This is a genomic window from Acidaminobacter sp. JC074, from assembly GCF_022496765.1.
In the GTDB taxonomy this organism is placed as follows: Bacteria; Bacillota; Clostridia; order Peptostreptococcales; family Acidaminobacteraceae; genus JABXKX01.
The window spans coordinates 240,305-265,756 of sequence record NZ_VANV01000001.1; the positions used below are offsets into that span (position 1 = coordinate 240,305).

Below are 25,452 nucleotides of genomic sequence, written 5' to 3' on the forward strand. Positions count from 1 at the left end.
CTTATATCCTTTCTTTTAAAAACTGTCCAATTGTCTTTGCAATCTTTTCACCATTTAAATTGTATTTATCTAGAAGCTTGCCAAATGGACCTGACTCAGCAAAACAATCCTGCATACCTATTCTTTTTATCAAACTTGGACAATATTCTGATGCAAGTGATGTAATACTCTCACCTAGACCGCCTATGATATTATGTTCTTCGCAAGTAAAAATATAATTATGAGCTTTAATAAGTGGTATCAAATTCTCATTGTCCAAGGGCTTAATACAGCATACATTGACTAAGCTTGCATTTATACCTTGATCTTTAAGGATTTCACAGGCCTTTAAAGATTCTTGAACCATCAGTCCTGTGGCTATAATAAGGACATGATGCCCCTCTAAAATGAGGTCTGCTTTTTTTACGTTAAACTCACATGCATGATTATAAACATCTTCTACACCACTTCGGCCCAATCTGACATAAGATGGCCCCGGCGTATCAGCGACATGATTGATAACTGCTCTTGTTTGCAAATCATCACAAGGACAATAAATTTCCATGTTAGCAATGGCTTTCATTATGGCTATATCCTCTATTGCTTGATGAGAAACACCATCCTCACCAACCGATATACCAGCATGAGTCGCGCATATATTTACATTTAAGTTAGGATATGCAACAGAGTTTCTAATTTGCTCCCATGCACGTCCTGAAGCAAACATTGCAAAAGATGATGCAAATGCTGTATAACCACTTGCTGCAAAACCAGCCGCTACGCAAATCATATTAGCTTCCGCAATCCCCATATTGAAATGTCTATCTGGAAAAGATTGAGATGATAAAAATGTTTTGGTTGACTTTGATAAATCTGCATCAAATACAACTACCTTGTTGTTTTTATGCATGATTATTTCTAGTTCTTCACCATATGCTTGTCTAGTCGCTTTACCCATTATTCACCTCTAAAACTTCCATTGCTTTTAAATACTCTTGGTCATTTGGTGCTGTTCCATGCCACGAAGGATTATTTTCCATAAATTTTACTCCTTTACCTTTTACAGTATTTGCAAGGATGACTGTTGGTCCCTCTGTATATTTTCCGGCTAAGTCATATGCACGTCTAATAGCATGTAAATCATGACCATCTACTTCTAGAACATGCCATCCAAAAGATTTGAACTTCTGATCAATTGGCTTGGAGTTCATAACTATTTCTATAGGACCATCAATTTGAAGGTTATTGCAATCTACTAGAGCACATAAATTGTTAAGTTTGTAGTGTGCTGCTGACATTGCAGCTTCCCAGACTTGTCCTTCTTGTAATTCTCCATCCCCTATCAAAACATAAACTCGATGACTGTTATTTGACAACTTGTTGGCCATAGCCATACCAACAGACACGCTAAAACCCTGTCCTAACGAGCCTGTCGACATGTCTATGCCTTCAATATAATTCATGTTGGGATGGCCCTGTAACTTTGAATCAAGTGCTCTAAACGTTTCTAAGTCCTCATCCAACAAATCAGCTTCACTTAAAATAGCATATGCTAATGCTGAAGCATGTCCTTTGGAAAAGACTACCCTATCTCTGTCGATAGATGCTACATTTTCTTTATTAATATTAGCCTTCTCAAAATATAGAACATACATGAGTTCAACGGCGGATAAAGCACCACCTATATGACCTGATTTAGCCTTATGGACCATTTTAACAATGTTTTTTCTTATGTTATTTATCTTAATCATAATGACCTCCTGCATCAAGTAATACCTTCTGGATAATCTGATGATCATCTTCTGGTGCCATACCACTTACAGCTATAGCACCAAGAAAATGAGTATCAAGGAATATAGGATAAGCTCCTGCTACTATACAGTAGTCTTTAATGGATAAACCATATTTTGAAGGAAGCAGACTAGCATCACCATTAAGCTTCTTATCTAGAAAATATGTAGAATTGTGAAAGTGTAAAACAGAGTTCCTCTTTCGTCTTAGCCAGTTGATATTATCCAGACTACATTTATCAGAGGAAAAATGATAGCATATCTTTCCACAACTATATATATCTACACACAACTTCAAATTCTCCTCTATGGCTTTAAGTGCAATTGCATTTCCAATTTCATAGATCTTTTTCATATTAAATGTCTTAAAACTAATAAGTTCTTCTCCATTGACTTGCATAGCTATTCTCCAATTCTTTCATTCACTAAATCACTTATCATTTCATCAATCAATACCCCTTGGAACTTCTTTTGCCTCTTAAAGTAACTCTTTAATCTATTTAGTTCTTCTGGCGTGACTTTATATTCAGATAAGTTATAACTCATTCCAATCTCATCTAGAAAATCTGTCATGACTTCAATGGCTTGACTAGAACAAATAACAGGAATTTGGTCATTTACTATCTCTAAAACCCCTCTTATGCCTTCTCTATATGCTGGATCATCAAAAAAAGATTTGATAAAGTACGGATAGACAATCGCTAAGGATTGACCATGATTAATCCTGTTGATGCTACTTGTTATCAACTCTCCAAAGGTATGAGGGATATTAGCACCACCATTTGACAAGGTCAAACCCGCATAAGCATCTGCTATGGCAAGTTGATTTCTATAAGTTAAGGAGTTTTCCTTTAATACTTTTGGCAAGTTGCATACGATTTTCTCCATTCCCTCAATAGCCATATGACTACTAATTTCAGAATACCTGTTATTGATGTAAGACTCTGACAAATGACAGAAGGCATCGAAACTTGTACTAGCAGTTAAGAAATTCGGAAGAGTAAGTGATAATGCAGGTATAATATAAGCTGTTTTTGGGAAGAAATCATCACTAAAGATAGTATGCTTTACATTATTACTGTCACTCACAACAGAAGCTTGAGTCACATGTGAACCGGTACCAAAAGTCGTTGGTACAGCAATTAAAGGTAGTTTCTGTGGATTGACTTTCTTAAAATCTCGATTGTACATTTCTTGCCATCTGATATCATATTTATTAGAAAAAGCCATCACTTTGGCACTGTCTAATGTTGATCCTCCACCAATAGCCAAAAGAAAGTCATAATTACCTTCTTTGATCACCTGTATACCTTTATCGATGTCACTATACAATGGATTTGGTCTTATACTATTAAAGATATCAACAGTAATACCTGCTTCTATAAGCTTTTTTCTAAATGTTTCTCTTAAATCACACATGACTTTAATGTTATCTTGAATGATCATCAAGCATTTACCATTTTCATATTCTAAAGCTGAAATCACTTCATCAACACTCTCAACAAAGTTAATTTCAACGGGATTATAATACTTTTTCATAATATTCTCCTCAATAATAGGCATTGTGTCCAATGCCTAAGTTTTAAAAGTAATCACTTTTTCTTCTATGCTATTAATTTGTCTACTTGAATCAATGTCTAAATTTTTTAAAGCTGTATAGTTAGTAATAACTAAAGGTGTTGTTAAATCTATATCAGGATTTTCAAATAATGCATTACTTAGCTCAATGAGCTTATCACCTGCTTTTATTTCATCCTGTTCACGACAATAACTGATAAAGCCCTCACCTTTTAGATTAACTGTATCCAAACCAATATGGATAATGATTTCCAAACCTTTATCAGATTTTATACCTATAGCATGTTTTGTTTCTGCTAAAAAAGTAATTACACCATTACAAGGTGCATAAAACACCTTACTATCAGAAACAAAAGCCACACCCTCACCCATCATTTTCTGATTAAAGACAGGATCTTTAACCTGACTTAAATCTAATAATTGACCTGTCGTGATAGCACGTAGACTATCTTTTTTTAATAATCGCATTTTAACCTCTTATCAATGAATACAATGTTAAATAAATGACCGACACTAATAGTAAATGTAATATGTACAGTCCTAGAATCTTCTTATCCTTTATAACAGATACAAGTATCTCTTTTAAGGACAAGAATCGCTCTCTCTTTAACTTAACAAGTAGTAATAGGTGGAAGAACCCTGTCAAAATATTTAGAGTAAAGTTCATGGATAAAGTACAAAGTAAAATCAATGCCAGACTTGGTATTTCATCCTTCTTATAAGATAACTCAATAAAACATAAGAAGTTTAACATAGCAACTTGAAAGTAAAGATTATAACCAATTCTAGTGTTAATAACATCTATAAAAGAAACATCAGAATGAACTGAATACATATAAATTAATGCTAAGGATCCTAATCCTGCACCTATGTGTAACAGTCTTATTAACTTAAGCAAATTACTATGATTCTTAAATACTTTGATCAAGGTTCCTTCCTCCAACATTATTCTAAATTATGCTTTCTTGCAGCATCATCTATAGCTTGTCTAATTTCCTGTACAGCAACAGTCGTTCCTTCCGGATGGCAATATATTGCAGTTGTGAAGATCATAATATCAGGATTACACGCAACAACAGGCTCAAGATTATGAATTCTCATTCCACCATCAACGGCTAACTCACAGTCTGGGTTACATTTATCAATAAGCGCTCTTGATCTTTTAATTAAATCCAAAGAAGATCTTCTCCAAGCCCACTTTTTTTCTCCCTTTGGTGGTTTCCCAGCACCATGTATCACAAGGTGAAGTCTATCAATATCGTAAATTGATTCTTCAACAAATGATAATGGCGTATAACAACCAATCGTTAAACCAATCTTCATTCCGAACTCATGGCACCAATTAATAATGTAAGCCAGTGGTGCACCAATAAAGTGCTCAGCAGGCAGTACTAACATGGTACAGCCGGCTTTTGCAATTTTTTCAATAAACAATCTATCACATGTTTCTGTATAAAAATGACATTCAATAGGCTTATCAGTAATCGATCTAACTCCCTTAATAATCAAATGACCACCTACAAGTTGTAAATTTCTTAAATCATGCATATCTGCTGCATCAGAGTGACAAACATCCGCTCCTGCATCTAAGGCTTCTTTCATATTTTTTCTTACATCGCCATAATCAAAGTTGCCTGCCATACCTGCTGCAATTTTTATTTTCTTCATTTGTCCTCCTAATTGATGTCTAAGGCTTCTTTTATATCCGCTGAAATATTAGTTACTTTTGGCCCGTAGATAATTTGATAATTCAAGCCATTCTTCACATATCCCAATGCCTCTAGATCGTCTAGCCATGCATTCTGCTCAGCTACCACTGCATCATCTTTAACTGTCACCCTAAGCCTAGTAGCACAGTTTTCCACTGACACGATATTGTTTCTTCCGCCAAATGCCTCTATCACTGCATCATGAAAGGCAACTATGCCATCTTTAGGTCCATTTTCTCTACTATTTCTATATTCTTTTTTTGTAACAAACTTAACGTCTGAATCACCTCTACCTGGCGTCTTCAAATTAAACTTTAATATTGCCCATCTGAAAACTATAAAGTAAAGAGCAAAGTAAATTGGTACTAAGTACAACAACGAAAGAGCTTGTACCTTAGCAGGTTGTAGAATATTTGGTAACATAAAGATTACAGCAAAGCCTTGGATTGATACTTTTGTAGCTTCTGCTAACACAAAAGCCAGACCTGATAGCGGTACATGTACTAAGTAATACAACAATGGACTTGCAAATAAAGTAGTGAACTCTATCGGTTCAGTTACACCAACAAATGTAGCTGTAAATACTGCTGGAATAATTAGCGCAAGCATTTTCTTACGATTTTCCTTTTTTGCAGTAACATACATAGCAAATGCTGCCCCCGGCCAGCCACCTAAGTTGATTAATAATCTTCCACTTGTAAAGTTTCTTATTAAATAATGTGTTGCTGTTGGTGAGCCTGTTAAGGCAATTTCAATGTTCTTTGTACCGCTAACCATGACACCATCTACCAACATAGTTCCACCTAATTCAGTGTACCTTAACGGCATTGTTACTAAGTGATGCATACCAAATGGTAGTAAAGCTCTATCAACACAGCCATAAACGAATGTACCAAACAATCCAGCATTACCAATAAAGATTGCTAAAGTTTGAATACCAGCACTAATCACAGGCCATACATGATACAATACAAAGCCTAAACCAACTGCAAATACTGGGACTAGCATAATAATAAATTTAGGGCCTGCAAAGAATGCTAAAGCATTAGGGAGTTTTGTATCGCCCCATTTGTTCATCATCCATGCAACAACAATACCAGAAATAATTGCACCAAATATACTTAAGTCATATGTAAAGATCCCCAGTACATTTGTATACATTTTCGTGTACACTATGGCTTTATCAGCCGACATTGCCATGTTTTCCATTAGCCATTCTACATTAAGTGTTGCTTGTGTAATACCATCAAAACTTGCTAAATTAGAGATTACAGTATTTACACTCATAAGCATAAAAATACCCGCTAAAGCAGCATAACCTTTGTTCTTTTTCGATAAACCGAATGTAACACCAATTACAAACCATAAAGATAAGTTCCTAATAATCAATGATGCAATCTTCATAAAAAGTCTAGCTACTTTCCATAAAACAGTCCCTTTTGTAAATATAAAGTTTGCTAGTGGTGATGCTATACCCATTGTAAGACCACACACTACTAAAACAATAATTGGAATCATCATTGCACCAGCAAATTGCTGAAACTTCGCTTGAATATTTAATTTCCCCTTGTTCATATTTCCTCCTTATACTAATGAGGCCTCTCACAAACATTATAAAAAAAAGACTATCTACTAACAATAGTCTCGGCGAATCTAAAGCTACACTAAAACAAGTGCAATTATTTACATAGTATTTGTGGAAAGTTATCAAAATTTTTTACAATCCTTTTATAGTTACTCATTTGATACAACTGATTGCATTTACTAAAAAGTAAGTTCAGTTCCAAATGATTCATGTTTTTACTAAACCGAATAACGGAAAAATCATCTCTTGAAACATCAATAGTTGAAATAATTAAGTCGCAATCAGTTATATCTTTAAGTTCAAAAGTTTCATCTACGATTTTAATGAAGTTAATATACTTATCTAGTTTTGTTTTTATATATATCAACTCAATTTCGTTACAATCATGAAGTAAAACGGTCTTAAGTTGGCGCTTGTTTTTTTCAAACACATTCGATATTGAAAATATCAAATTACATAATAATTGTTCAGTCATCCTGATAGAGTAATATTCATTACTCAATTCACATATTTTTTTTGCCATAACAGCAGATAATCCAAAGCTGGCTTCCAGTTTTCTATAATAGTCAATAACAATACTATAATAATGGTTATTTATTTGATAGTGAACCTCCTTAACTAAAAAGCCTATAGCCGTATCAGTTAACAAATTATAATCTTCATCTGCCAGGTTCACAGTTCCCATGATATATTCTTTAATTTCTTTACTAAGTTTTCTTGAAATTTCAGTATGCTTTATTGGCATTTCACTTGACTGAACTACCAATAGTGTATAAATATAAATAGCCTCCTGCTCAGAAAATGTAACCCCTGTATAAGAGGTAACCTCGTCCATAATGAGCTTAACAGTTTTTTTGTTATCAATCTGCTTAATCAACTCTTGTCTAGTTTGAGGAATAGTCACCTCATTTCCACTATTACTTCTTTGTATTGAAATTGAAAAGATTTCTATTAACCAATTAAGTTCATGCAAAGAAAAATCTAATCCACACTCTTCTTTAATTCTCAATATAAGGTTTTTTATAAATCTTTTATCACTCTGCTTGATAATTTGATTAATGTACTCACTAAATTTAAATCTATCGTCGTAGCTATCTTCTTGATCAAATAGGTCATTGCATAAATCCAAACACTTTGTTAGTAACAACCTTTTTCTCTTTTCACCAGCTTGTAACTGTAGTCCTTCACTTCTAGTGTTGATAATTTCTGAATCATACGACTCTAAGAATCCATTAATTTCTTTTATTCCTTTATATATCGAAGGGCGTGATAAGAAAAATATCTCGGAAAGTTCAGTAATAGTTAATTTATTTTCAGGTTCTAAGATTAGTATAAACAGTAATATTAACATGCGTTCTTTATCAGTTGATTGACTAAAATGAGACTGTTCGTATAGTTTTGACAACTTACTTTTAACTTCACTATTCTCATCGATTAAGTAACCTTTCCCCTTCTTCCTAATGAAGGAAATCTTATGCTCTTGACAAATAGCTTCTACATAGTCCATGTTAGTTTTAATGGTTCTAACAGAGCATTTAAGTTCTTGAGCAAGTTCCTTTGACGTTATATAACTATCACTACTTAAAAGTCTATTTAATAAATTAATTTTAATCATATGTGTTCTCATTTCCTTTTAACAAACTAGTCTAACATTCTAACTTAAAAATACACTAAATTGAAAGGTTATGTCAAAAAAATATTCCATAAACTCTTAATTCTAATTCTGTATGTTTAAATGCTTTCATCATACTCTTTACAGTTCTATTCTTACCTCATAAAAAGAACTCCAATATTTGCCCTGAAGTTCTTGATACTCTATGTTATTTACTTAGTTGACCATACCACCATTTAACGACCTCACCCTTACCAAAATATGCAAGTCATTAATAGATAATCAACATCTTATACTTTCATGAAAGACTTATATTATATGCCTAATTTCTTTTTAAAATCATCTAAATCTTCATATCTCTCAACAGTGACATCCATCTCTTTTAGAACAAAACATAATGTTTGTTCATGAATTTTAGTTGATTCTTTGATACGTTTGTAGTTTTTTCTTCTCACTTCAGCACTTAAATCAGGAAATGGATAAGCTGAATATTTTTCGCCTAAGAAGTATCTAACTTCATGACAAACGTTCGATAGGGTAAAGAAAATAGTTAAGTAATCTTCTATATCACAAGCATGATAAATCTTGTTGTAAGATGATTTCAGTTCTTCATAGAAGCCTTTCAAATCCTGCACTTCATGACTTTTATTTCTCAACTTTTCCACATCTGTAATAAGCTGTTTTAACTCATTATGATGAACCATATAAGACTGAGATGCAATGTTATAGACCCTATCATAAAAGTCTTTAGGTATCAGTTTAAAGCCTTGAATTTCTCTTCTTAAATCATTAACAGATTTCTTGATATAAGTCTTGTTCAAATATGCTACTGCTTGTATTAAGTGGCTTAAAATATCTGCCGTTAAATCCACATGATCTTCATACATGTCAAAGTATTTAGCCTTACATAAATTCAAGTGCCGATTAATAGCTTGTTCTAAATCATATGCGTCTAACTGATTAGATCTTTTTTCTAGATTTAAGTATTTATTTCTGACAGATTCATCCCTTGCATATACCAGCTGACCTCTTCCAATAAGAGATAATAAATCTTCTTTAAGACAAACAAATCTCTCCAGTCTATCCCAAGTAATTGGCCAGAAATCATAGCCTATCTCATCATAAATAAACTGGACAGACATTTCAAAGGCAGACTCGTTATTGGGGATAAAAAAGAAATCCAAATCTGATAAGTCATGGGCTCTATCAGTCACATATGACCCATAAACAATGACAGCATCAATGGTATCAGGATAGTCTCTTTTTACTTTTTCAATTAGTGTATCTAATATTATTTTTTTATCTTTTGGTATCTTCATCATTTCACTCCTTATTTATATTATAAAGACAGATAGGTCCTGTAAAAAGTGACTGAATAAGTTAATTCATTTACGACTTATTTGGTGGTATATAAAATTTATTTATCCCCTCTTTCAAGTATATTACCCATTCCTATTCATTCTGAAAACGCTCTCAAAAAAATTTTTAAAATAAGTATTGCATTTTAAAATCATAGGAGTATAATGTGGTTTGGAATTGGATAGGAGATGATGCTCTCCATGAAAGCAGTGCTTTCAAAACGCCGTAATTCGGATGATAGCTTCTACTTGTAAGACGCAAGAGCGCCTTATTTGTTGAGGTCTTTTTTTATGAATTATATTGGAGGAAATTATGACATTAGATCACATTATTCTAGGAATAGCAATTTTTTCTATTACTTATTTACTCATAGTAACAGAGAGATTTAACAGAGTAGCCGTTGCTATGACCGGAGCTGCACTTATGATGTTTATGAGTGTAGAAGCACAGGAAAAAGCCATTGAACACATTGATTTCAATACCATCGGTATCTTAATTGGTATGATGATTATTGTTAACATTACAAGAAGGTCTGGTATTTTTGAATACCTAGCTATAAAGGCTGTAAAAGTCGTCGATGGTAGGCCCTGGGGGATATTAGTCCTCTTTCTAATCATAACAGCTGTCGCATCAGCACTTTTAGATAATGTGACAACCATACTTCTGATCGCACCAATCACATTGGTTATTACGGATACACTGAAGTTAAATCCAATACCATTTCTTGTACCAGAAATATTGATGGCAAACATCGGTGGTACAGCAACACTTATTGGTGATCCACCAAACATTATGATCGGTTCTGCTACAGGCATTACTTTTATGGACTTCTTAGTTAACCTGGGTCCTGTTGTAGTAGTTATATTTTTAGTCACACTGTTTTTATTTAAAATCATATATAAAGGCTGTTATACTTGTGAAGAATCAGCCAGAAAAGAGATACTTGCTCTTGATGAAAACCTTGCCATCAAAGATCAGACGCTACTTAAGAAAAGCGTGGTTATACTATTTTTAACCATGGTAGGCTTTACCATGCATGGTGCCTTAGGACTGGAATCAGCAACAATAGCTATTTCAGGTGCTGCCATTTTGTTATTTGTATCCAAGCAAGATCCAGAGGATATATTTATTGAAATCGAATGGAATACCATCTTCTTCTTCGTTTCGCTTTTTGTTCTTGTAGGTGGCCTAGAAGAAGTCGGCGCTTTAGACTACTTGGCTGATAAGCTGGTACACTTTACTCATGGTGACATTGTACTTTTAACTTTTATCGTTTTATTTGTTTCTGCCATCGCATCAGCATTCTTAGATAATATCCCATTTGTAGCAACCATGATCCCACTTTTAACAAAGCTTGGTGCTATCAGCGGTGGTGATATGACACCTGTATGGTGGGCATTATCACTAGGTGCTTGTCTAGGTGGTAATGGAACCTTAATTGGTGCATCAGCCAATGTCATTGTTTCTGGGATGTTAGAAAAGAAAGGATTTAAATTATCCTTTGGTCAATACATGAAGATCGGTTTTCCACTTATGATGGTAAGTGTTTTAATATCTGCAGTTTATCTTGGCATCTTTTATATTTAGGCATACAATGATAAAGGAGGAACTTTCATATGAAAAAGATAATTAAAGCAAATGAACTTCACCAAACAATGAAACTCAGACAAATGGGTGCAGATGTGGAAGTTGTAAACTCAAAACTCTGTTATGTTAAGTTTAATATCAACGGCATTGACTTATCTTATGTTTACAACATCAACAAGAAAAATGAATATTTCCTAGAACGTATCAAGCCTTATCCTCTACCCCTTAAGGCATATAAATGTGAAGAGGATGTGGTAGACATCATCGCCATTGACATCGAGCAGTTTAAAAATGTTTGTTCTTCAAAGAATGTAGATGACTTCATTGACTTTTTAAAGCAGATGAAATTAGCTGTTAACAAGTTTGAAGACCTTATTTTATACTACAATGTCTCTAGAGAAGACATAAGTGAGTTCCAGGATATACTGAGTAACTTAAATAAAAAAATCGATCAGTCCAAAGAGGAATCTGAAAGACTTTACTTTAAGAAGAACCCGGATTTCTTATAATAATATCCAAATAGGGATGTCTAAACGACATCCCTATGTTTTATTACAAAATCATTTTTTTCACAGCCAATCTCATCAGCCACACACTGACACTTAGCTCTTAATAGAAAGTATATATTTTTATTAAGATGACTTAAAGTCTCAAAGTTTGCCTGACCCTTAGATATAATCAAGTCTGCCTTCTCAAAGTAGGCCTTAAAGTCATCATGACAATCGTCTAAAAGTGTACCTTGTATCTGAGAACCAGTTTCTATAACAGAAACCATTTGATCCATGCCCGTTGAAATAGCATCTTCCATAGTGGCATCATTAACGATAGGTCCACCCTTTACAACATAGTTGATCTTTCTCTTAGGTAGAAGTGAAACTAGAAGTTGATCAAACACGATTTCACCAGAATTATCACTTAAAAACAATATGTTCTTTGCATTTGAAATAGCTTCTTTGAAGTGACTTGTCGATACACCATAAAGAGGTGTTTCGAGACTCATCTGAACGGACTTTTCCACCGTTGATTCATCGATGTCATAGCCCACACTAAAGTCTATGATGTTACCTGCTATAGACAGTCTTACTGCAGTATCAAAGGGGTCATCACTTTCAAGTACCTTCTTCTTTAAATCCATCTTATCTATGATGTCAAAGGCAATGTCATTGTAGTCTCTTTTTTCATTATAGTAAGGATCCAAAACCCCAGTAAGCTGAGATGCATAAGCGCAAACCTTACCAGTGATCTCTGGTGCCATTGAATCAAAGGCCTGATGGCTTAAAGTCTTTAAGCCATATGATATAATTTCTTGCTGCTTGATTTCATCTTCAGTCAACTTTGTTGCCAAGGTAACAAACTGTCTAGACAAACAACCTATACAATCGTATTTAACTTTCATTACATTTCTCCAAAAATTTATTTATCATGAACAAGTGACTTTTTACCATATGATCTGGTAAATCGTCATAGTCAAAAAAATTAACCTCATAAGATTCCTCTAAATCTACACAAATATCACCAGAAAAATCTGACGTCTCAAAGCATATGGTTACTGAGTAAAACTGATCTCCATTATCTACTTGGATAAAGGCCTCTCTACCAGAATGGGTAGCTACAAGTTTTAGATTTTGAATCGAAAGCCCCGTCTCTTCATAAGCTTCTCTTTTAGCAGTATCTTCTAAAGATTCTCCTAACTCACTAATGCCACCTATAAGGCCCCACTTACCATTTTTTCTATGCTGCAAAAGGATTTGCTTGTCCCTATGAATGATGGTTACGGCGCCACTTAGATTTATAGGTGCTGTCCCCACTTTATCTCTCATGTATTTTATATAGTTCATAATCAATCTCCCGCTACATTGTAGCAAGATACGATTTTTCTTTCAATCATCTGAGCTGAGAGTTTATACAATTTAAATACAAAAGTAAGCCTTTCGGCTTACTAGAGAAATTCCATATTCCTTAATGATTTTAGTGCTGAGCCCCAAGCATTTTTAAAATAGAGTCTGGCTCTTTGCCATTTTTCACTGGACTGCCAGCCTGAATGCAAGAGGGTTACCTGAGTAGAGTTGTTCTTTTCATGAAACATAATTACCACATGGGTTAATGGCTCTTGGTTCATAATATCTTCAAACTCAATAGGACCTTTCCATGTAAAGGATATATAATCCTCTGTAAGTGACGTCAAATGACACCCCTGAGTGCAGTTGTGGTTTCGGTCCTCTAATTCCCAAAAGAGCTCATAAGCGCCTCCTTTAACAGGATTGACAATGGCATCACGACACAGCCATCTCTTTAAAAGCTCTGGCTCGATAAAGTACCTAATAGCATCTTCTTTTTTAATAGGTAAGTTAACTTGTATTTCTAACATCGAATCACCTCATTAAGAATATACCCATTAAATCTCAATAGAATCTTTGTAAAAAATAATGGCTTCCTTTTCCTTATACCTTTGGTTCATTTCATGGGTTTCGTAACAGGTCATAAAAAGAGTGTCTACAGGTAGGGTCTGTTTGATGATATAAGACGTCCTATACTTTTCAATGGTCATATCAGAAAATGCACTGGCCACCTCAAAAGAAAATGTCATATTCAAAAGAGATCTTTGAACTTTTTTAAAGTCCCCTTCCGAGGACATGCCCCTATAAAGTGTGACTTCTGAAAGATTATAATGGTCAAATAAAGCTTGTACAAAACCTCTCCGCGTCATGATATAGGTTTTTCTTTTTTCTTTTGTCCCCATACCTTCAAAAATGGACTTTGTTCTTGGTATTTTCCCCCTATAGTTGCAAAGCCCCATCTCCGCCATAACGATGTAAAGACCTTTGAACCATTCACCAGAAGATGGATTTAAGACCATGAGTTCCTGGGAAAGTTTCTCTAGCTCCCATAAATCAAGCTTTAACATATATATTTTAAAAACTTCATGGATTTGGCTCATTTGGTCTTCATCTTTATAATCTAAAGGACCTTGTGGCATATACTTTGATTCAATAAATGCTTTAGCACTTTCAAAGTAAGACTTATCTTCTATAAAAGTTTGATATTCAATGGTAAGGTCTTTATCAAAGCTTTCAATTAAGACTTTAAAGTCCTTATAATTACATGTACTAGACGACTTATCAAATTGATAGTTTTCTACACGTTCTATATTTAAGTCCCAGTACCTGCCTTTGTCTTCATAATCACTAATGCAAAACCTAAACATGCCTTCATCTTTAAAAATCTCACCTATATAGCCTGGTGTTCGCCTGCCGTCTAAAAGCCTGCAACTATTGCCTTTAACTAAATATTTTAAATGACCTGGATAAAAATCAGAATCCGGTCTTTTCTTGTTATTGTCTTGATGTATCATAAGTCTCCTTTCGTCATCACTATTATAACAAAGAAAACACAAAAAAAAGAAGTTGAAAACTTCTTTTAATGTGTTTGACCATCATGTATTTCTAGATCTTCTTTATTTGTAGCAGTGACTTCAACGGCAATCTCAAGCCCCTTTATAATGCTTTCTAAATCCATATAAGGTGCATTTCTTTTATCTATGGCCTGTTGAGGTAAAAATGGCACATGTATAAAGCCACCTCTTATCTCTGGATACTTCTTATCAATCATGTACATCAAACCATATAAAACATGGTTACAAACATAAGTACCTGCTGTATAAGAAACCTCTGCTGGTACAAAGCTATCTTTCATGGTCTTTACAATTGCCTTGTTGGGTAGACTTGAAAAGTATGCTGTTTCTCCATCTTCTTTGATTTTTTCATTTAAAGGTTGGTTGCCTTCATTATCTGGAATTCTGGCTTCATTTAAGTTGATACCAACTTTTTCAAGGCTCATCCCAAATCTGCCGCCTGCTTGACCAACACAAATAACAAAATCAGGTTTTTCTTTTTCTATAGCACTTTCAAGTAGTTCAAGCGACTTGTTAAAAACAGTAGGAATTTCAAGCTTTATTACTTCACATTCCCCAATCTTATCTTTCATTCTTTTAACTGCTTCGTAAGCAGGATTTATCTTTTCACCGCCAAATGGGTCAAAGCCTGTAACCAATGCTTTCATCTATACCTCCAGTATTCTTTATTTGCTAGTCATAGTTTACATCTTAGACATGGAAGATTCTGTTGTCTGGCTAACAAAAGTCCTCTATTTAACAATCTGCCCAGTAAGGATTGATGTAATCCTTTAGTCCGGCCTCATCTATAACCGTAATACGCCTTTCTTCTATCTTTATAAATCCCTTATCCCTAAAAAACTTAAGGCCATTGGTTATGGTCGAACGATTAGAAGCCAACCTGCTGGCAAGCTCCTCATGGGTCAGTCTCATCTGAATCGTCTTTTTCTGCTTGTCATCATCAGTTCGGTAGTTGGTTGTATGGCTCCATCTCAAAATAGCATGGGCAAGCTTACCAAGAGAATTGTTAAACCTCATATCAGCAAGTTCAAGCATGACAATCCTATATTTTCTAATGATGGAATGCATAAACTCCTTATAAAGTTCTGGTTGTTCTTTAAGAAGATCTTCAATCTTGTCTCTCGAAACAATCGATATAGAAGATTTTTCTGCAGCCCTTGTAATGACACAGGTTCTATAACCATCGAAGAAATCCATCTCTCCAAAAATCGTGCCCTTATCTAATCTAAAAAAAGTAATTTCATCGCCATCTTCTGAATAAAGGACTTGGTCGAAAGCACCTTCAACAACGATATAAACTTGGTCTGCACTTTCAGGATCAACAATCTCATTTTTCTTAAATGTTTTTTTACTGCCTAAAGGGGCCAGCACATTCAGAAAACATTTTGTCATCTTTTTTTGAAGTTCTTCATTAAACAGTTGTTCATACATTTTTATACCTACTCCCACATTTATGTGATTATAACAGATTAGACAAGATAAATTTGTTGTCTAAACCACATTTTTCTGATTTTATTATACAAGAAAAAGAAGTCCTAATGAACTTCTTTTGTGATCATGTACCTGACACCCATAGGCGTGTTTTCTATATAAAGCTCATAATGATAAAGTTTAAGTGTATTGTTTATGATGGCAAGACCCAGTCCAGACCTGCCTTCTTTACCTTTAACAAATGGTTTCTTTATATTAGAAAGTATAAATGGATCTATCTGGTCACCATCATTTTCAATCATAATGGAATCACCTAGCTTGATAATGATTTTTGATTTTGCGTACCGCATTTGATTGGTTAAAATATTTTCAACAATCCTCATCCAAGATTCATAGTCACCTGTCAAATGATGATAACCTTCAATGACAACATCGAGTTGTCTATTGTTAAGGGTTTCTACTGCTTTTTCAAACAAGTCCTCTAACTTAAGAGAGGCCATACTCACATTGTTTCTTGCCAGATAATCACTCTTATTTAAAATAATCAAGTCTTTGGTTAAGTTCTCTAACTTATCTAGCTCCTTCATGATGATTTCATAAGAAGCTTCAGGCGTCCCATTGGGATATTGATGATGAATAAGGGCATCCATATAGCCTTGTAAAACCATAATCGGCGTTTTAAGCTCATGACTGATGATCTGAAAGTTTTCAGCCTGTTCCTCTTGAATTAAAGAAAGCTGTCTTCCCATCCTGTTCATAGCATCGCCGAGTCTGCCGATTTCATCTTTTGGTGTTGATTTGATAACCGTGTTAAAATCGCCTTCACCTATTTTTTTAGTACCATCTTCTAAATGCCCTAGTCTGTTACCAATCGACCTAAATACAAAGAATAAAATGGTTATGACGATGATGAGTAAAACAGACAAGCCGACGGCAAATGTAAGCATCACATTTTGCGTCAATTCAATGCTGTATTTCTCAGAAATATAAGTCACATAATAAACACTCGCCACATCCTTAGATGGCAGCCTTTTTTCTTCAATAAGTTGGTCATATTGAGCAACGGCATAAAAAACATTTTCCTCTTCAAAGACAGTTTCTCCATGAAAAGGCATATCCTGAGTGACGTCAATTTCTTGAATAACTGCTTCTAGAAATCCTAAGTCTCTTGCCAGGACTTCATAAGAACCATCATTCTTCTTTAAAACAAATGTAGAATTGACCTGCTTAGAAGGTAGAACCCTTATGGCCAGGGCTGATGCTATTCGATCTTTAACAGGACTTATTACACTGGATTCTATTTTATCCTGGTCTATCCCTCTTAAACGACCAATTTCACTATCCAGCCTGTTATAAGAGTCTTGTCTAAAGTAATCTTTAATGACAGATTGCAAAACAATCATCAGAATCAGTGAAATGATAATTGTTGGTACAACAATCCATAACATAGACCTAGTGAACAATGACTTAGTCTTCATGTCCGCACCATCTATAACCGAAGCCATAAACCGTTTCTATAGGCAGATGACTTGATTTCTTTCTTATACGTCTGATTAAATCATCCACGACTCTGTCGCTTCCAAAGTAATCATCTCCCCAAATCTTATAAAGGAGTTGTTCTCTTGTAAAGGCTTGATTGGGATGTTTTGAAAACATGGCAATCATATCAAACTCTTTAGAAGTAAAATCAGCCATTTTGCCTTCCACATAAATCAACCTTTTCTCATAGTCGATCTCTACTAAACCGAAAGTCTTGTTAGATGTATTTTTTACTACTGATTTCATAAGTCGGTTTAAACGTATAGTTAACTCCCTTGGTAAAAAGGGCTTTGTGATATAATCATCACTGCCAATTTCTAACCCTAGAAGCTTGTCTATCTCCGAATCTCTTGCAGATGTAATCAACACTTTCTTGCTCGGGTAAATACTTTTGATTTCTTTAACCAAATCGAGTCCAGACCCATCAGGTAGGTTGATATCTACAATCCAAGCGTCTACATCATCTTCTAAATGATCGACAGCTTCATTATAAGTTAAGAAACTGGTCACATCATATCCTTCTTGTTTTAGTGAAAACGTCAAAAGTGTGTTTAAGTTTTCTTCATCCTCGACAAGATAACAAATCATAAAATGTCCTTTCATAAAACTAGGAAAAGATTAAGAGAAAATCTCTTAATCTCGCACCATTATTTTCTACCACCGAATGCTTTTACAGCACCCTTCAATTTAGAACCAAAATTAAAGTCTGGCATCTCAAAGCCTGCTTCTTCTAGAGCTTCTTTTAACTCTTCACGATCAAGACCTTGTTCTTTAAGTTTCTCTACTTTAGCCTTGTAAGCATCTAGTTGAGCTTGTTGTTCTTCTGTCAATTCAACCTTTTGAAAAGATGACATTCTTGAACCTATAAAGTTTGGAAGTTCGATCCCTGCTTCTTCTAAAGCTTCTTTCATTTCTTCACGATTAAGACCTTGGTCTTTAAGTTCTTCTAATTTTGCCTTGTAAGCTTCAAGTTGAGCTTGTTGTTCTTCTGTTAGTTCTACTTTAGAAGAACCACCAAATTTAGAGCCTAAAAAGTCAGGTACTTCAAAACCAGCTTCTTCTAGAGCTGCTTTCATATCTTCTCTTTCAACACCTTGTTCTTTTAACTCAGCGATTTTAGCCTTGTAAGCTTCCAACTGTGCTTCTTGCTCTTCTGTTAACTCTACTTTAGGCGCTTGCATTCTCGAACCTATAAAGTTAGGCATTTCAAAACCTGCATCTTCTAGTGCTTCTTTCATTTCTTCACGACTTAAACCTTGTTCTTTTAATTCTTCAACCTTAGTCATGAAAGCATCCATTTGAGCCTGTTGTTCTTCTGTTAATTCTTTCTTTTGAAACTTACCGAATGACTTTGAAAAAGTTTTTGGTCCTTCAAGTTCATAACCTTCATCTTCTAGTGTTGCATGAATTTCAACTCTTGTTAAACCTTGATCCTGTAATTCTTTGATTCTCTCCTCAAGTGATACTGTATCATCTGCAAAAGCAGCTGCTCCTAATAGAGATGATGCCATAATTGTAACGATTAATGTCTTTGCTAATTTTTTCATTGTTTTAGCTCCTTTCTTGTTTATGTCATCATCTTATCAATACTATATGGAGGAATTATCAATGAATTATGGGGAATTATGTGTTATAGAAATTTTAGAACACTTGTCGGTTTAAATGATTTTTCAAAAGCTACTTCTAAATCATTTAGATTCAAGTCTACGGGAGCATTGTCCATCATGGTAATTAGAAATCTGTTTCTTACTAATATATCCTCATGGTCTCTAATTTTATTTAGATACTTATCAGGAATCTCTGTTTGACCGCTGATGATCTCATCTATTGTTCCATAAGAAAGGATTTCCGCAGCACGTTTTGGTCCAATCCCTTTAATGCCAGGAATATTATCTGCTGTATCTCCTACGAGTGACTTATACTCAATAATCTGTTCTGGACTCACACCAAGCTTTTCCTTAATGGATATAGGCGTTAATATTTCACTGTTTTTGCCTCTTGATTTATAGATGGATACAGACTCACTTACAAGCTGGTTGAAATCTGAATCTGTCGATACGATAACAAACTCATAGTCATCATGGTGTTTTTTACAAATGGTTGCAATATAATCATCTGCCTCAAAACCATCGGCTTCTAAAAAGGCTATATCCAACTCATCTAAAACCTTGTAAATGTCCCCTAACTGCTCAAATGGATTTTCTTCTTGTTCAGTATAGTCGATTCTATTTTGCTTATAATCTGGATAAACTTCCAGTCTAGACTTGGTACTTGTTACAGAATCAAAGAGGACAAGTAGTTTAGATGCGCCTAAATCCTTAACCATCTTGTTAATAGAACTGGCAAAGCCGACCTGGCACCTTCGGTCGATACCATGATGCATAATCGGCCTGTTAAAGCCAAAGAATATCCTAAATAGCAAGTTATGTCCATCTACTAATATTATTTTTTCCATGTTTTCTCTCTTTTCGTATACTAGGCCCTTTGTCAAAATCTTATTATTGCATTTATACCCTAACAAGATATGACCGGCCATGATTTGCTTCAATATAATGATCGACCCTTATATATACCCAAGCAAGCTTCCTTTAATTTGGGTATTTATTCACTTTTCACATAATCCAGTATCTAATAATAAGAAGTCTGTGGTTGAATCTGATATCTACAGAAGATTATTTTTTCCTAAGATATTTTAGTGTGGCGGCTGATATCCTATCTAAGATAGAATAATCAATTCTATTGGATTGATCAGCCGGTGTATGATAAAGCTCTGATCTGAAGTTGGCCATATCCGTAATAAAGAGGCCTTTGATACCAGCCTTCCAAAATGGTGCATGATCTGATCTTAACAAATCAGGCAGCATGATTTTAACTTGATCATAAGAAAGCGGCAAATGCATGCCTAGATAAGGCAGCTGTCCTACAGTTTCACAGGCTTTTAAGTAGTCTGATAAGATATGTTTTGATGAGTTACCACCAAATATGCCTATATAGTTGCCTTCATTTTGATCCATATCTACCAAGTGACTTTGTATAAGATCTTTGGTCATATCATTTAAAGGAAGAGGTCTTTGGGTATTTTTGCCCTTTTTTATCCAACCTAAACAATCCATTACTATAACTTCTGATACTTGAATACCTTTTTCCTCAAGATAGCCTTGAAGTCTAGATGAGCCCATCATTATACGACCACCATCAAAAAAGTCATTTAAAAAGCTTTCGTGGCCATGTATCATAATATCACAATAGGTCTTTTGGACACCAGATAATCCTTCGACTTGCTTTTTATAGCCATCTAACAAACTAGAACCATTTTGCTTTTCTTTTCTAGCGGACTTCTCCACTTGCAAACAAAGTTGATTGACTTCTAAAGTTACATACCTGCCTTCAGCATCTGTTATACCCTTTTTTTGAAGTTCATTGATTAAATAGTGATCAAATCCAGGATGTCCTTCTTCTAAAGTAAAGCCAACAAACATGATATGGGGTACTTTCTTATCATCTTTTATCTTGTTTAAAACATCTAACATGACAGATAGGCCTGATAAATTGTCATTTGCACCAGGCGACTTTCTGACTGTATCGTAGTGAGCACCAATTAAAATAGCAGGTTCACTCTTATCACCTAGATGGCCTATAATATTCTTAAAGGTCTTGTTAAAACCCTTTACAGAAAATGTATGTGTCCAGGTATCTAAACCAGCATGACTAAACTTACTTTCTATAAAGTCTGCCGTTGATTCAAGTGCATCATAAGTATCCAAAGGATGTCTTTCTCCTTCAAGTCTTTTAATTATTTCATAGATGTATTCTCTTGACATAAGTTCTCCTTTATTTTTCTACTTTTATTATAACCTATATTCAAATGTAAAATGTACTTTATTTGAAAGCCAAGCATTTCCAATCTAGAGAAATCGACCATATAAGAAATCTACTATACGGATTTTGTATATAATTATTTTACAATTCATTTTGATTTCATAAACGCATGTCATCTTGCATAAAGAAAGGGCAACACGACTTTTTAATAACAAGACAAGCTATAATGAATATAAATGCAGCGAGGTGTATTTTTAAGCGTAATACACTTCCAAGAATTTTATGTAAAACTCATAAGTGAAATAAATTTACATTAACTGTATAAAGGGTATAATTAAGAAGCTAGTTAAAGGAGGCGAAATGTTTAAAAAGAATTATCATAAGAAATTTGTTGAGTTTATGCCATACCTTAAAGAGGTTATGCAAAAAGACATCATGGTTTCAGTAACTGATTTGGAAAAGTTTATCTCTTATGTACCAGGGGACGCTTTAGATGTTAAAGTTAAAGTAGGATCAAAGATTCCAGAAGGCGACCCACTCCAAGCAACTATAAAAAACAATCAGATCATTACAGCAGTTGTGCCTAAGGAAGTATATGGCCTGCCATTTAGAGCTGTAACTTATCCCATTAGAGATGATAATGGTAAGTGTGTTGGTGCTGTAGGTATAGCAGAATCTCTTGCTAAGGAAGAAAAAATTGCCGGCTCTCTTGGAAATGTTGTAACAGAAATTGAAGAATCAAATGCGGCTATTAGAGCAATCACTGGTGATATTACAGATATGACAAGTGGCATTCAAGAACTTGCTGCGACATCTGAAGAAGTGGCATCTAGCGTTGATTCCATTACCACGCTTTCAACAAATATCTACGCTATGGTTGAAGAAGCATCTGCAGCAAGTCAAAGCGTTATGACCGAAGCCAAAGAAGGTATAGAATCTGTCTCTGAGATCAACACCATGATTGGTGATGTTTCATCAGAGATCATTGGTATCAAAGACCAGATTGAAACACTTTATACATCAATTTCTAAAGCTTATGAGATGATTGAACTGATTAACAACATCTCTAGTCAAACAAACCTTCTTGCACTGAATGCATCTATAGAAGCTGCTAGAGCTGGTGAACATGGTAAAGGCTTTGCAGTCGTAGCTGACGAAGTTGGTAAGTTAGCTGTCCAATCACAGGACTCTGCAACAGAGATTTCAGAGATCATGAAGTCTATCCAAAATGATATATCTAGTGTTGTTAACAGAGTAAATAAAACAGCTGAAAATACAGATAAGAATAAGGGACAAGTTGAAACAGCTACTAAGAACATTGAATCTATCTTAAGAGAAATCAACGATGTTGATGCAGCTGTAGGTTCTGTTAAAGATCAAATCGAAAAGCAAGTTCATTCTACAACGGAAATGCAAACTGCCATTGAGTCTTTAGCAGATACAGTAGACCAAAGTGCCAATTATGGAAGCCGTATCAGTGACAATCTACAAGAGCAAATGAATCAGTTAGAACACTTTGAAGCTGAGGTTAAAACTTCTGTAGAAGATATACTTAAATAAGAACTAATCATCGTGACTTTCAAACCAATAAGATAAAACTGCTAGAAAATTTCTAGCAGTTTTTTTATAGGGTTACTATTACATGATGGAGCTTTTGGTCATCAAATAAAGGCAGAATATCACCTTCTATCTTCTTACCATCCACTTCAATGGTCTTAACTTCATGTCCCTGGCCTGACACATTTTTTACAGTGATTTCATAATGATTCTTTCTAAAATGTCTAGTGACCTTATAAGACTTGATATCACTTGGTATACAAGGATCGATTCGTAAACCCTTATAGTCTGGTTTAATCCCAAGTATCCACTGAGTAATGGTAATATAGTTCCAGGACGCTGTACCTGTAAGCCATGAGTTTTTAGCCTGTCCCATGTTTACAGCATCTTTACCTGCAATCATTTGCGAGTAAACATATGGTTCTGTTTTATGGATATGGCTGATCTCTTCTAGATAAGCTGGTGCTATTTTTTTATAGACCTCAAAGGCCCTATCCCCTCTTCCAAGTCTTGCTTCAGCACAGGCAATCCATGGATTGTTATGACAGAATATACCCGCATTTTCCTTGTATCCTGGCGGATAAGATGTGATCTCTCCAAGTTCAGGATAGTACTTGCTATAAGCTGGTTGGTTTAAAACAATACCATATGGTGTTTCCAAATGGTCTTTTACTGAATCAAGCGCATGTAAAGCTTTACCATCTTCACTACCTAAACCAGCCATGACACAAAAGCCTTGAGGTTCAATGAAAATCTTCCCCTCATCATTGTCTTTAGACCCAATCTTATTGCCAAATGCATCGTAGGCTCTTAAGAACCAGTCACCATCATAACCATGCTGAATAACGGCTTCTTTCATATCAGCAATGTGCTTATCAGCCTCTAAAACATCCGATTGTTTTTCTAGATGATCAGCAAGGTAGATAAAATCATCTCCTACAAGTAGGAATAGACCTGCTATAAATACGGATTCTGCAACACGACCATCTGCTGTACCTGATGTCTGAAATGATTCTCCTGGTTGAGTAGAATGACAATTCAAGTTCAAGCAGTCATTCCAGTCAGCCCTACCAATCAGTGGTAGACCATGTGGACCAAGGTTATTGACAACATGGAAAAAGGATGCTTTTAAGTGGTCATACATAGAACCAACCTTTGTGGGATCATTTTCAAAAACAACCTTCTCTTCTAAGATACTAAAGTCACCAGTCTCTTTGATGTAAGCCGCTACAGCCATAATCAACCAGCATGGGTCGTCATTAAAGCCAGAACCTATGGCATCATTACCTTTTTTCGTTAGGGGTTGGTATTGATGATAGGCTGACCCGTCTTCAAACTGGGTAGAAGCTATATCGATGAGTCTTTCTCTTGCCTTATCTGGTATCTGGTGGACAAAACCAAGTATATCTTGAGTCGAATCTCTAAAGCCCATGCCTCTGCCGATACCAGATTCAAAGTAAGAAGCCGACCTCGACATATTGAAGGTCACCATACACTGATAAGGATTCCAAATGTTGACCATACGGTTAAGTTTTTCATCGTCAGATTCTATTGAAAATGGCTTTAAGAGACCATCCCATTTTTCTTTTAGTTCATTAAAAGCCCTTTCAAAATCTAAATCACTTTCAAATCTTTTAATCATCTCCAAAGCAGGTGCTTTATTGATCACATCTCGGTCGATAAACTTGATGTCTGTTTCTATATAACCAATGATATAGATGAAAGACATAGATTCTCCTGGCTTAAGAACCATCTTCTTATGGTGGGCACCAATTGGATGCCAGCCTGAAGCGACTGAGTTACTTAGCTTGTCATTAGATACACCCTCAGGTGAATCAAAGCCATTAAAAGGACCTAAAAAAGCATCTCTGTCTGTGTCGAATGAATCAATGTCAGAGTTAACACTGAAAAAGGCATAATGGTTTCTTCTTTCTCTAAACTCAGTCTTATGATAAATAACTGAGTTGTCATATTCTACTTCACCAGTGTTTAAGTTTCTCTGGAAGTTGGTCATGTCATCATGAGCATCCCATAAACAAAACTCAATCATAGAATAAAGATCGATATTTTTTTCTTTATCCGACTCATTTTCTAGTATTAGCTGGTGTACTTCACCATTGTAGTCATTAGGCACCATCATGGTCAGCTGACACGATAAGTTATTTTTCTTAGAGATAAATCTCGAATAACCTAATCCATGTCTGCACTCATACTTGTCTAGGTCTGTCTTTACAGGCATCCATCCAGGATTCCAAATGACGCCATCATCCTTTATATAATAATACCTGCCACCAGAATCAACTGGTACACTGTTATAACGGTAGCGTGTTAACCTTCTCAGTCTTGCATCCTTGTAGAAGTTATAACCTCCTAGTGTATTTGAAACCAAACCAAAGAAGGATTCACTTCCTAGATAGTTGATCCAGGGGTAAGGTGTTTTTGGGGTTTCAATTACGTATTCTTTTTTGATATCATCAAAATGTCCAAACTTCATA

Annotated in this window: 25 protein-coding genes and 1 riboswitch; of the genes, 3 read left to right on the forward strand and 22 right to left on the reverse strand. The window is 35.0% G+C overall.

What is annotated here, in order from left to right; all coding sequences use genetic code 11:
* Window position 1 precedes the first annotated feature (1 nt).
* The 10 genes from EZV73_RS01165 to EZV73_RS01210 all read right to left on the reverse strand — a co-directional run bounded on the left by EZV73_RS01165 (window position 2) and on the right by EZV73_RS01210 (window position 9,572).
* Window positions 2-937 (reverse strand): transketolase family protein, encoded by a 936-nt coding sequence (locus EZV73_RS01165; RefSeq protein ID WP_240837509.1) that lies wholly within the window; start codon window positions 935-937, stop codon window positions 2-4.
* Complete coding sequence (locus tag EZV73_RS01170) at window positions 930-1,730, reverse strand: transketolase (RefSeq protein ID WP_240837511.1); 801 nt, start codon at window positions 1,728-1,730, stop codon at window positions 930-932. The genes EZV73_RS01165 and EZV73_RS01170 overlap by 8 nt, the downstream gene beginning before the upstream one ends.
* Window positions 1,723-2,169, reverse strand: coding sequence for a heme-binding protein (locus tag EZV73_RS01175; protein ID WP_240837513.1), 447 nt, complete (start codon window positions 2,167-2,169; stop codon window positions 1,723-1,725). The genes EZV73_RS01170 and EZV73_RS01175 overlap by 8 nt, the downstream gene beginning before the upstream one ends.
* 2 nt (window positions 2,170-2,171) lie before the next feature.
* Complete coding sequence (locus EZV73_RS01180; protein ID WP_240837515.1) at window positions 2,172-3,308, reverse strand: iron-containing alcohol dehydrogenase; 1,137 nt, start codon at window positions 3,306-3,308, stop codon at window positions 2,172-2,174.
* 36 nt (window positions 3,309-3,344) lie between these two features.
* Window positions 3,345-3,815, reverse strand: a complete 471-nt coding sequence (locus EZV73_RS01185; protein WP_240837517.1) for a PTS glucose transporter subunit IIA — start codon at window positions 3,813-3,815, stop codon at window positions 3,345-3,347.
* Between the two features lies 1 nt (window position 3,816).
* Window positions 3,817-4,275, reverse strand: coding sequence for a hypothetical protein (locus EZV73_RS01190; RefSeq protein ID WP_240837519.1), 459 nt, complete (start codon window positions 4,273-4,275; stop codon window positions 3,817-3,819).
* A 17-nt stretch (window positions 4,276-4,292) separates the two neighbouring features.
* Window positions 4,293-5,015, reverse strand: coding sequence for a ribulose-phosphate 3-epimerase (locus EZV73_RS01195; protein WP_240837520.1), 723 nt, complete (start codon window positions 5,013-5,015; stop codon window positions 4,293-4,295).
* 8 nt (window positions 5,016-5,023) lie between these two features.
* Window positions 5,024-6,631: a PTS transporter subunit EIIC gene (locus EZV73_RS01200; RefSeq protein ID WP_240837522.1), complete on the reverse strand. Its 1,608-nt coding sequence runs from the start codon at window positions 6,629-6,631 to the stop codon at window positions 5,024-5,026.
* A gap of 104 nt (window positions 6,632-6,735) precedes the next feature.
* Entirely contained in the window at window positions 6,736-8,256 is a 1,521-nt protein-coding gene (locus EZV73_RS01205; protein WP_240837524.1) for an HTH domain-containing protein, read from the reverse strand.
* 311 nt (window positions 8,257-8,567) lie between these two features.
* On the reverse strand, window positions 8,568-9,572 hold the full coding sequence (locus tag EZV73_RS01210; RefSeq protein WP_240837526.1) for a nucleotidyltransferase domain-containing protein: 1,005 nt from the start codon (window positions 9,570-9,572) through the stop codon (window positions 8,568-8,570).
* A 215-nt stretch (window positions 9,573-9,787) separates the two neighbouring features.
* A riboswitch (Fluoride riboswitch) is annotated at window positions 9,788-9,866 on the forward strand.
* A 58-nt stretch (window positions 9,867-9,924) separates the two neighbouring features.
* Here EZV73_RS01210 and EZV73_RS01215 point away from each other — a divergent pair.
* Together EZV73_RS01215 and EZV73_RS01220 are read left to right on the forward strand one after the other, a co-directional pair.
* Complete coding sequence (locus EZV73_RS01215) at window positions 9,925-11,199, forward strand: SLC13 family permease (protein ID WP_240837528.1); 1,275 nt, start codon at window positions 9,925-9,927, stop codon at window positions 11,197-11,199.
* A gap of 29 nt (window positions 11,200-11,228) precedes the next feature.
* Entirely contained in the window at window positions 11,229-11,708 is a 480-nt protein-coding gene (locus tag EZV73_RS01220) for a hypothetical protein (protein ID WP_240837530.1), read from the forward strand.
* A gap of 20 nt (window positions 11,709-11,728) precedes the next feature.
* Here the strand turns inward: EZV73_RS01220 and EZV73_RS01225 are convergent, their stop codons facing one another.
* The 11 genes from EZV73_RS01225 to EZV73_RS01275 form a co-directional block, all read right to left on the reverse strand.
* Entirely contained in the window at window positions 11,729-12,595 is an 867-nt protein-coding gene (locus tag EZV73_RS01225; protein WP_240837532.1) for a DUF89 domain-containing protein, read from the reverse strand.
* Entirely contained in the window at window positions 12,585-13,037 is a 453-nt protein-coding gene (locus EZV73_RS01230) for an NUDIX hydrolase (RefSeq protein WP_240837534.1), read from the reverse strand. Before EZV73_RS01230 ends, EZV73_RS01225 begins: the two co-directional genes overlap by 11 nt.
* Window positions 13,038-13,138: 101 nt before the next feature.
* Window positions 13,139-13,567: an SRPBCC domain-containing protein gene (locus EZV73_RS01235; protein WP_240837536.1), complete on the reverse strand. Its 429-nt coding sequence runs from the start codon at window positions 13,565-13,567 to the stop codon at window positions 13,139-13,141.
* Between the two features lie 27 nt (window positions 13,568-13,594).
* Window positions 13,595-14,551, reverse strand: a complete 957-nt coding sequence (locus tag EZV73_RS01240; RefSeq protein ID WP_240837538.1) for a hypothetical protein — start codon at window positions 14,549-14,551, stop codon at window positions 13,595-13,597.
* 65 nt (window positions 14,552-14,616) lie between these two features.
* A complete protein-coding gene (gene pcp, locus EZV73_RS01245; protein ID WP_240837539.1) occupies window positions 14,617-15,258 on the reverse strand; it encodes a pyroglutamyl-peptidase I in 642 nt (213 codons plus the stop codon).
* An 88-nt stretch (window positions 15,259-15,346) separates the two neighbouring features.
* On the reverse strand, window positions 15,347-16,042 hold the full coding sequence (locus EZV73_RS01250) for a Crp/Fnr family transcriptional regulator (RefSeq protein WP_240837541.1): 696 nt from the start codon (window positions 16,040-16,042) through the stop codon (window positions 15,347-15,349).
* 104 nt (window positions 16,043-16,146) lie between these two features.
* The gene (locus EZV73_RS01255; RefSeq protein WP_240837543.1) at window positions 16,147-17,520 is read right to left on the reverse strand and encodes a HAMP domain-containing protein; all 1,374 of its coding nucleotides are present in this window, start codon (window positions 17,518-17,520) and stop codon (window positions 16,147-16,149) included.
* Complete coding sequence (locus EZV73_RS01260; protein WP_240837546.1) at window positions 17,510-18,169, reverse strand: response regulator transcription factor; 660 nt, start codon at window positions 18,167-18,169, stop codon at window positions 17,510-17,512. Before EZV73_RS01260 ends, EZV73_RS01255 begins: the two co-directional genes overlap by 11 nt.
* A 59-nt stretch (window positions 18,170-18,228) precedes the next feature.
* On the reverse strand, window positions 18,229-19,128 hold the full coding sequence (locus EZV73_RS01265) for a hypothetical protein (protein ID WP_240837548.1): 900 nt from the start codon (window positions 19,126-19,128) through the stop codon (window positions 18,229-18,231).
* 83 nt (window positions 19,129-19,211) lie between these two features.
* Window positions 19,212-20,036 (reverse strand): 5'-3' exonuclease, encoded by an 825-nt coding sequence (locus tag EZV73_RS01270; RefSeq protein WP_240837550.1) that lies wholly within the window; start codon window positions 20,034-20,036, stop codon window positions 19,212-19,214.
* Between the two features lie 217 nt (window positions 20,037-20,253).
* On the reverse strand, window positions 20,254-21,402 hold the full coding sequence (locus EZV73_RS01275; RefSeq protein ID WP_240837552.1) for a M28 family peptidase: 1,149 nt from the start codon (window positions 21,400-21,402) through the stop codon (window positions 20,254-20,256).
* A gap of 358 nt (window positions 21,403-21,760) precedes the next feature.
* Here EZV73_RS01275 and EZV73_RS01280 point away from each other — a divergent pair, with 358 nt between their 5' ends.
* Window positions 21,761-22,960, forward strand: a complete 1,200-nt coding sequence (locus EZV73_RS01280; protein WP_240837554.1) for a methyl-accepting chemotaxis protein — start codon at window positions 21,761-21,763, stop codon at window positions 22,958-22,960.
* Window positions 22,961-23,024: 64 nt separating this feature from the next.
* Here the strand turns inward: EZV73_RS01280 and EZV73_RS01285 are convergent, their stop codons facing one another.
* Window positions 23,025-25,451, reverse strand: coding sequence for a glycosyl transferase (locus EZV73_RS01285; protein WP_240837556.1), 2,427 nt, complete (start codon window positions 25,449-25,451; stop codon window positions 23,025-23,027).
* Window position 25,452 lies beyond the last annotated feature (1 nt).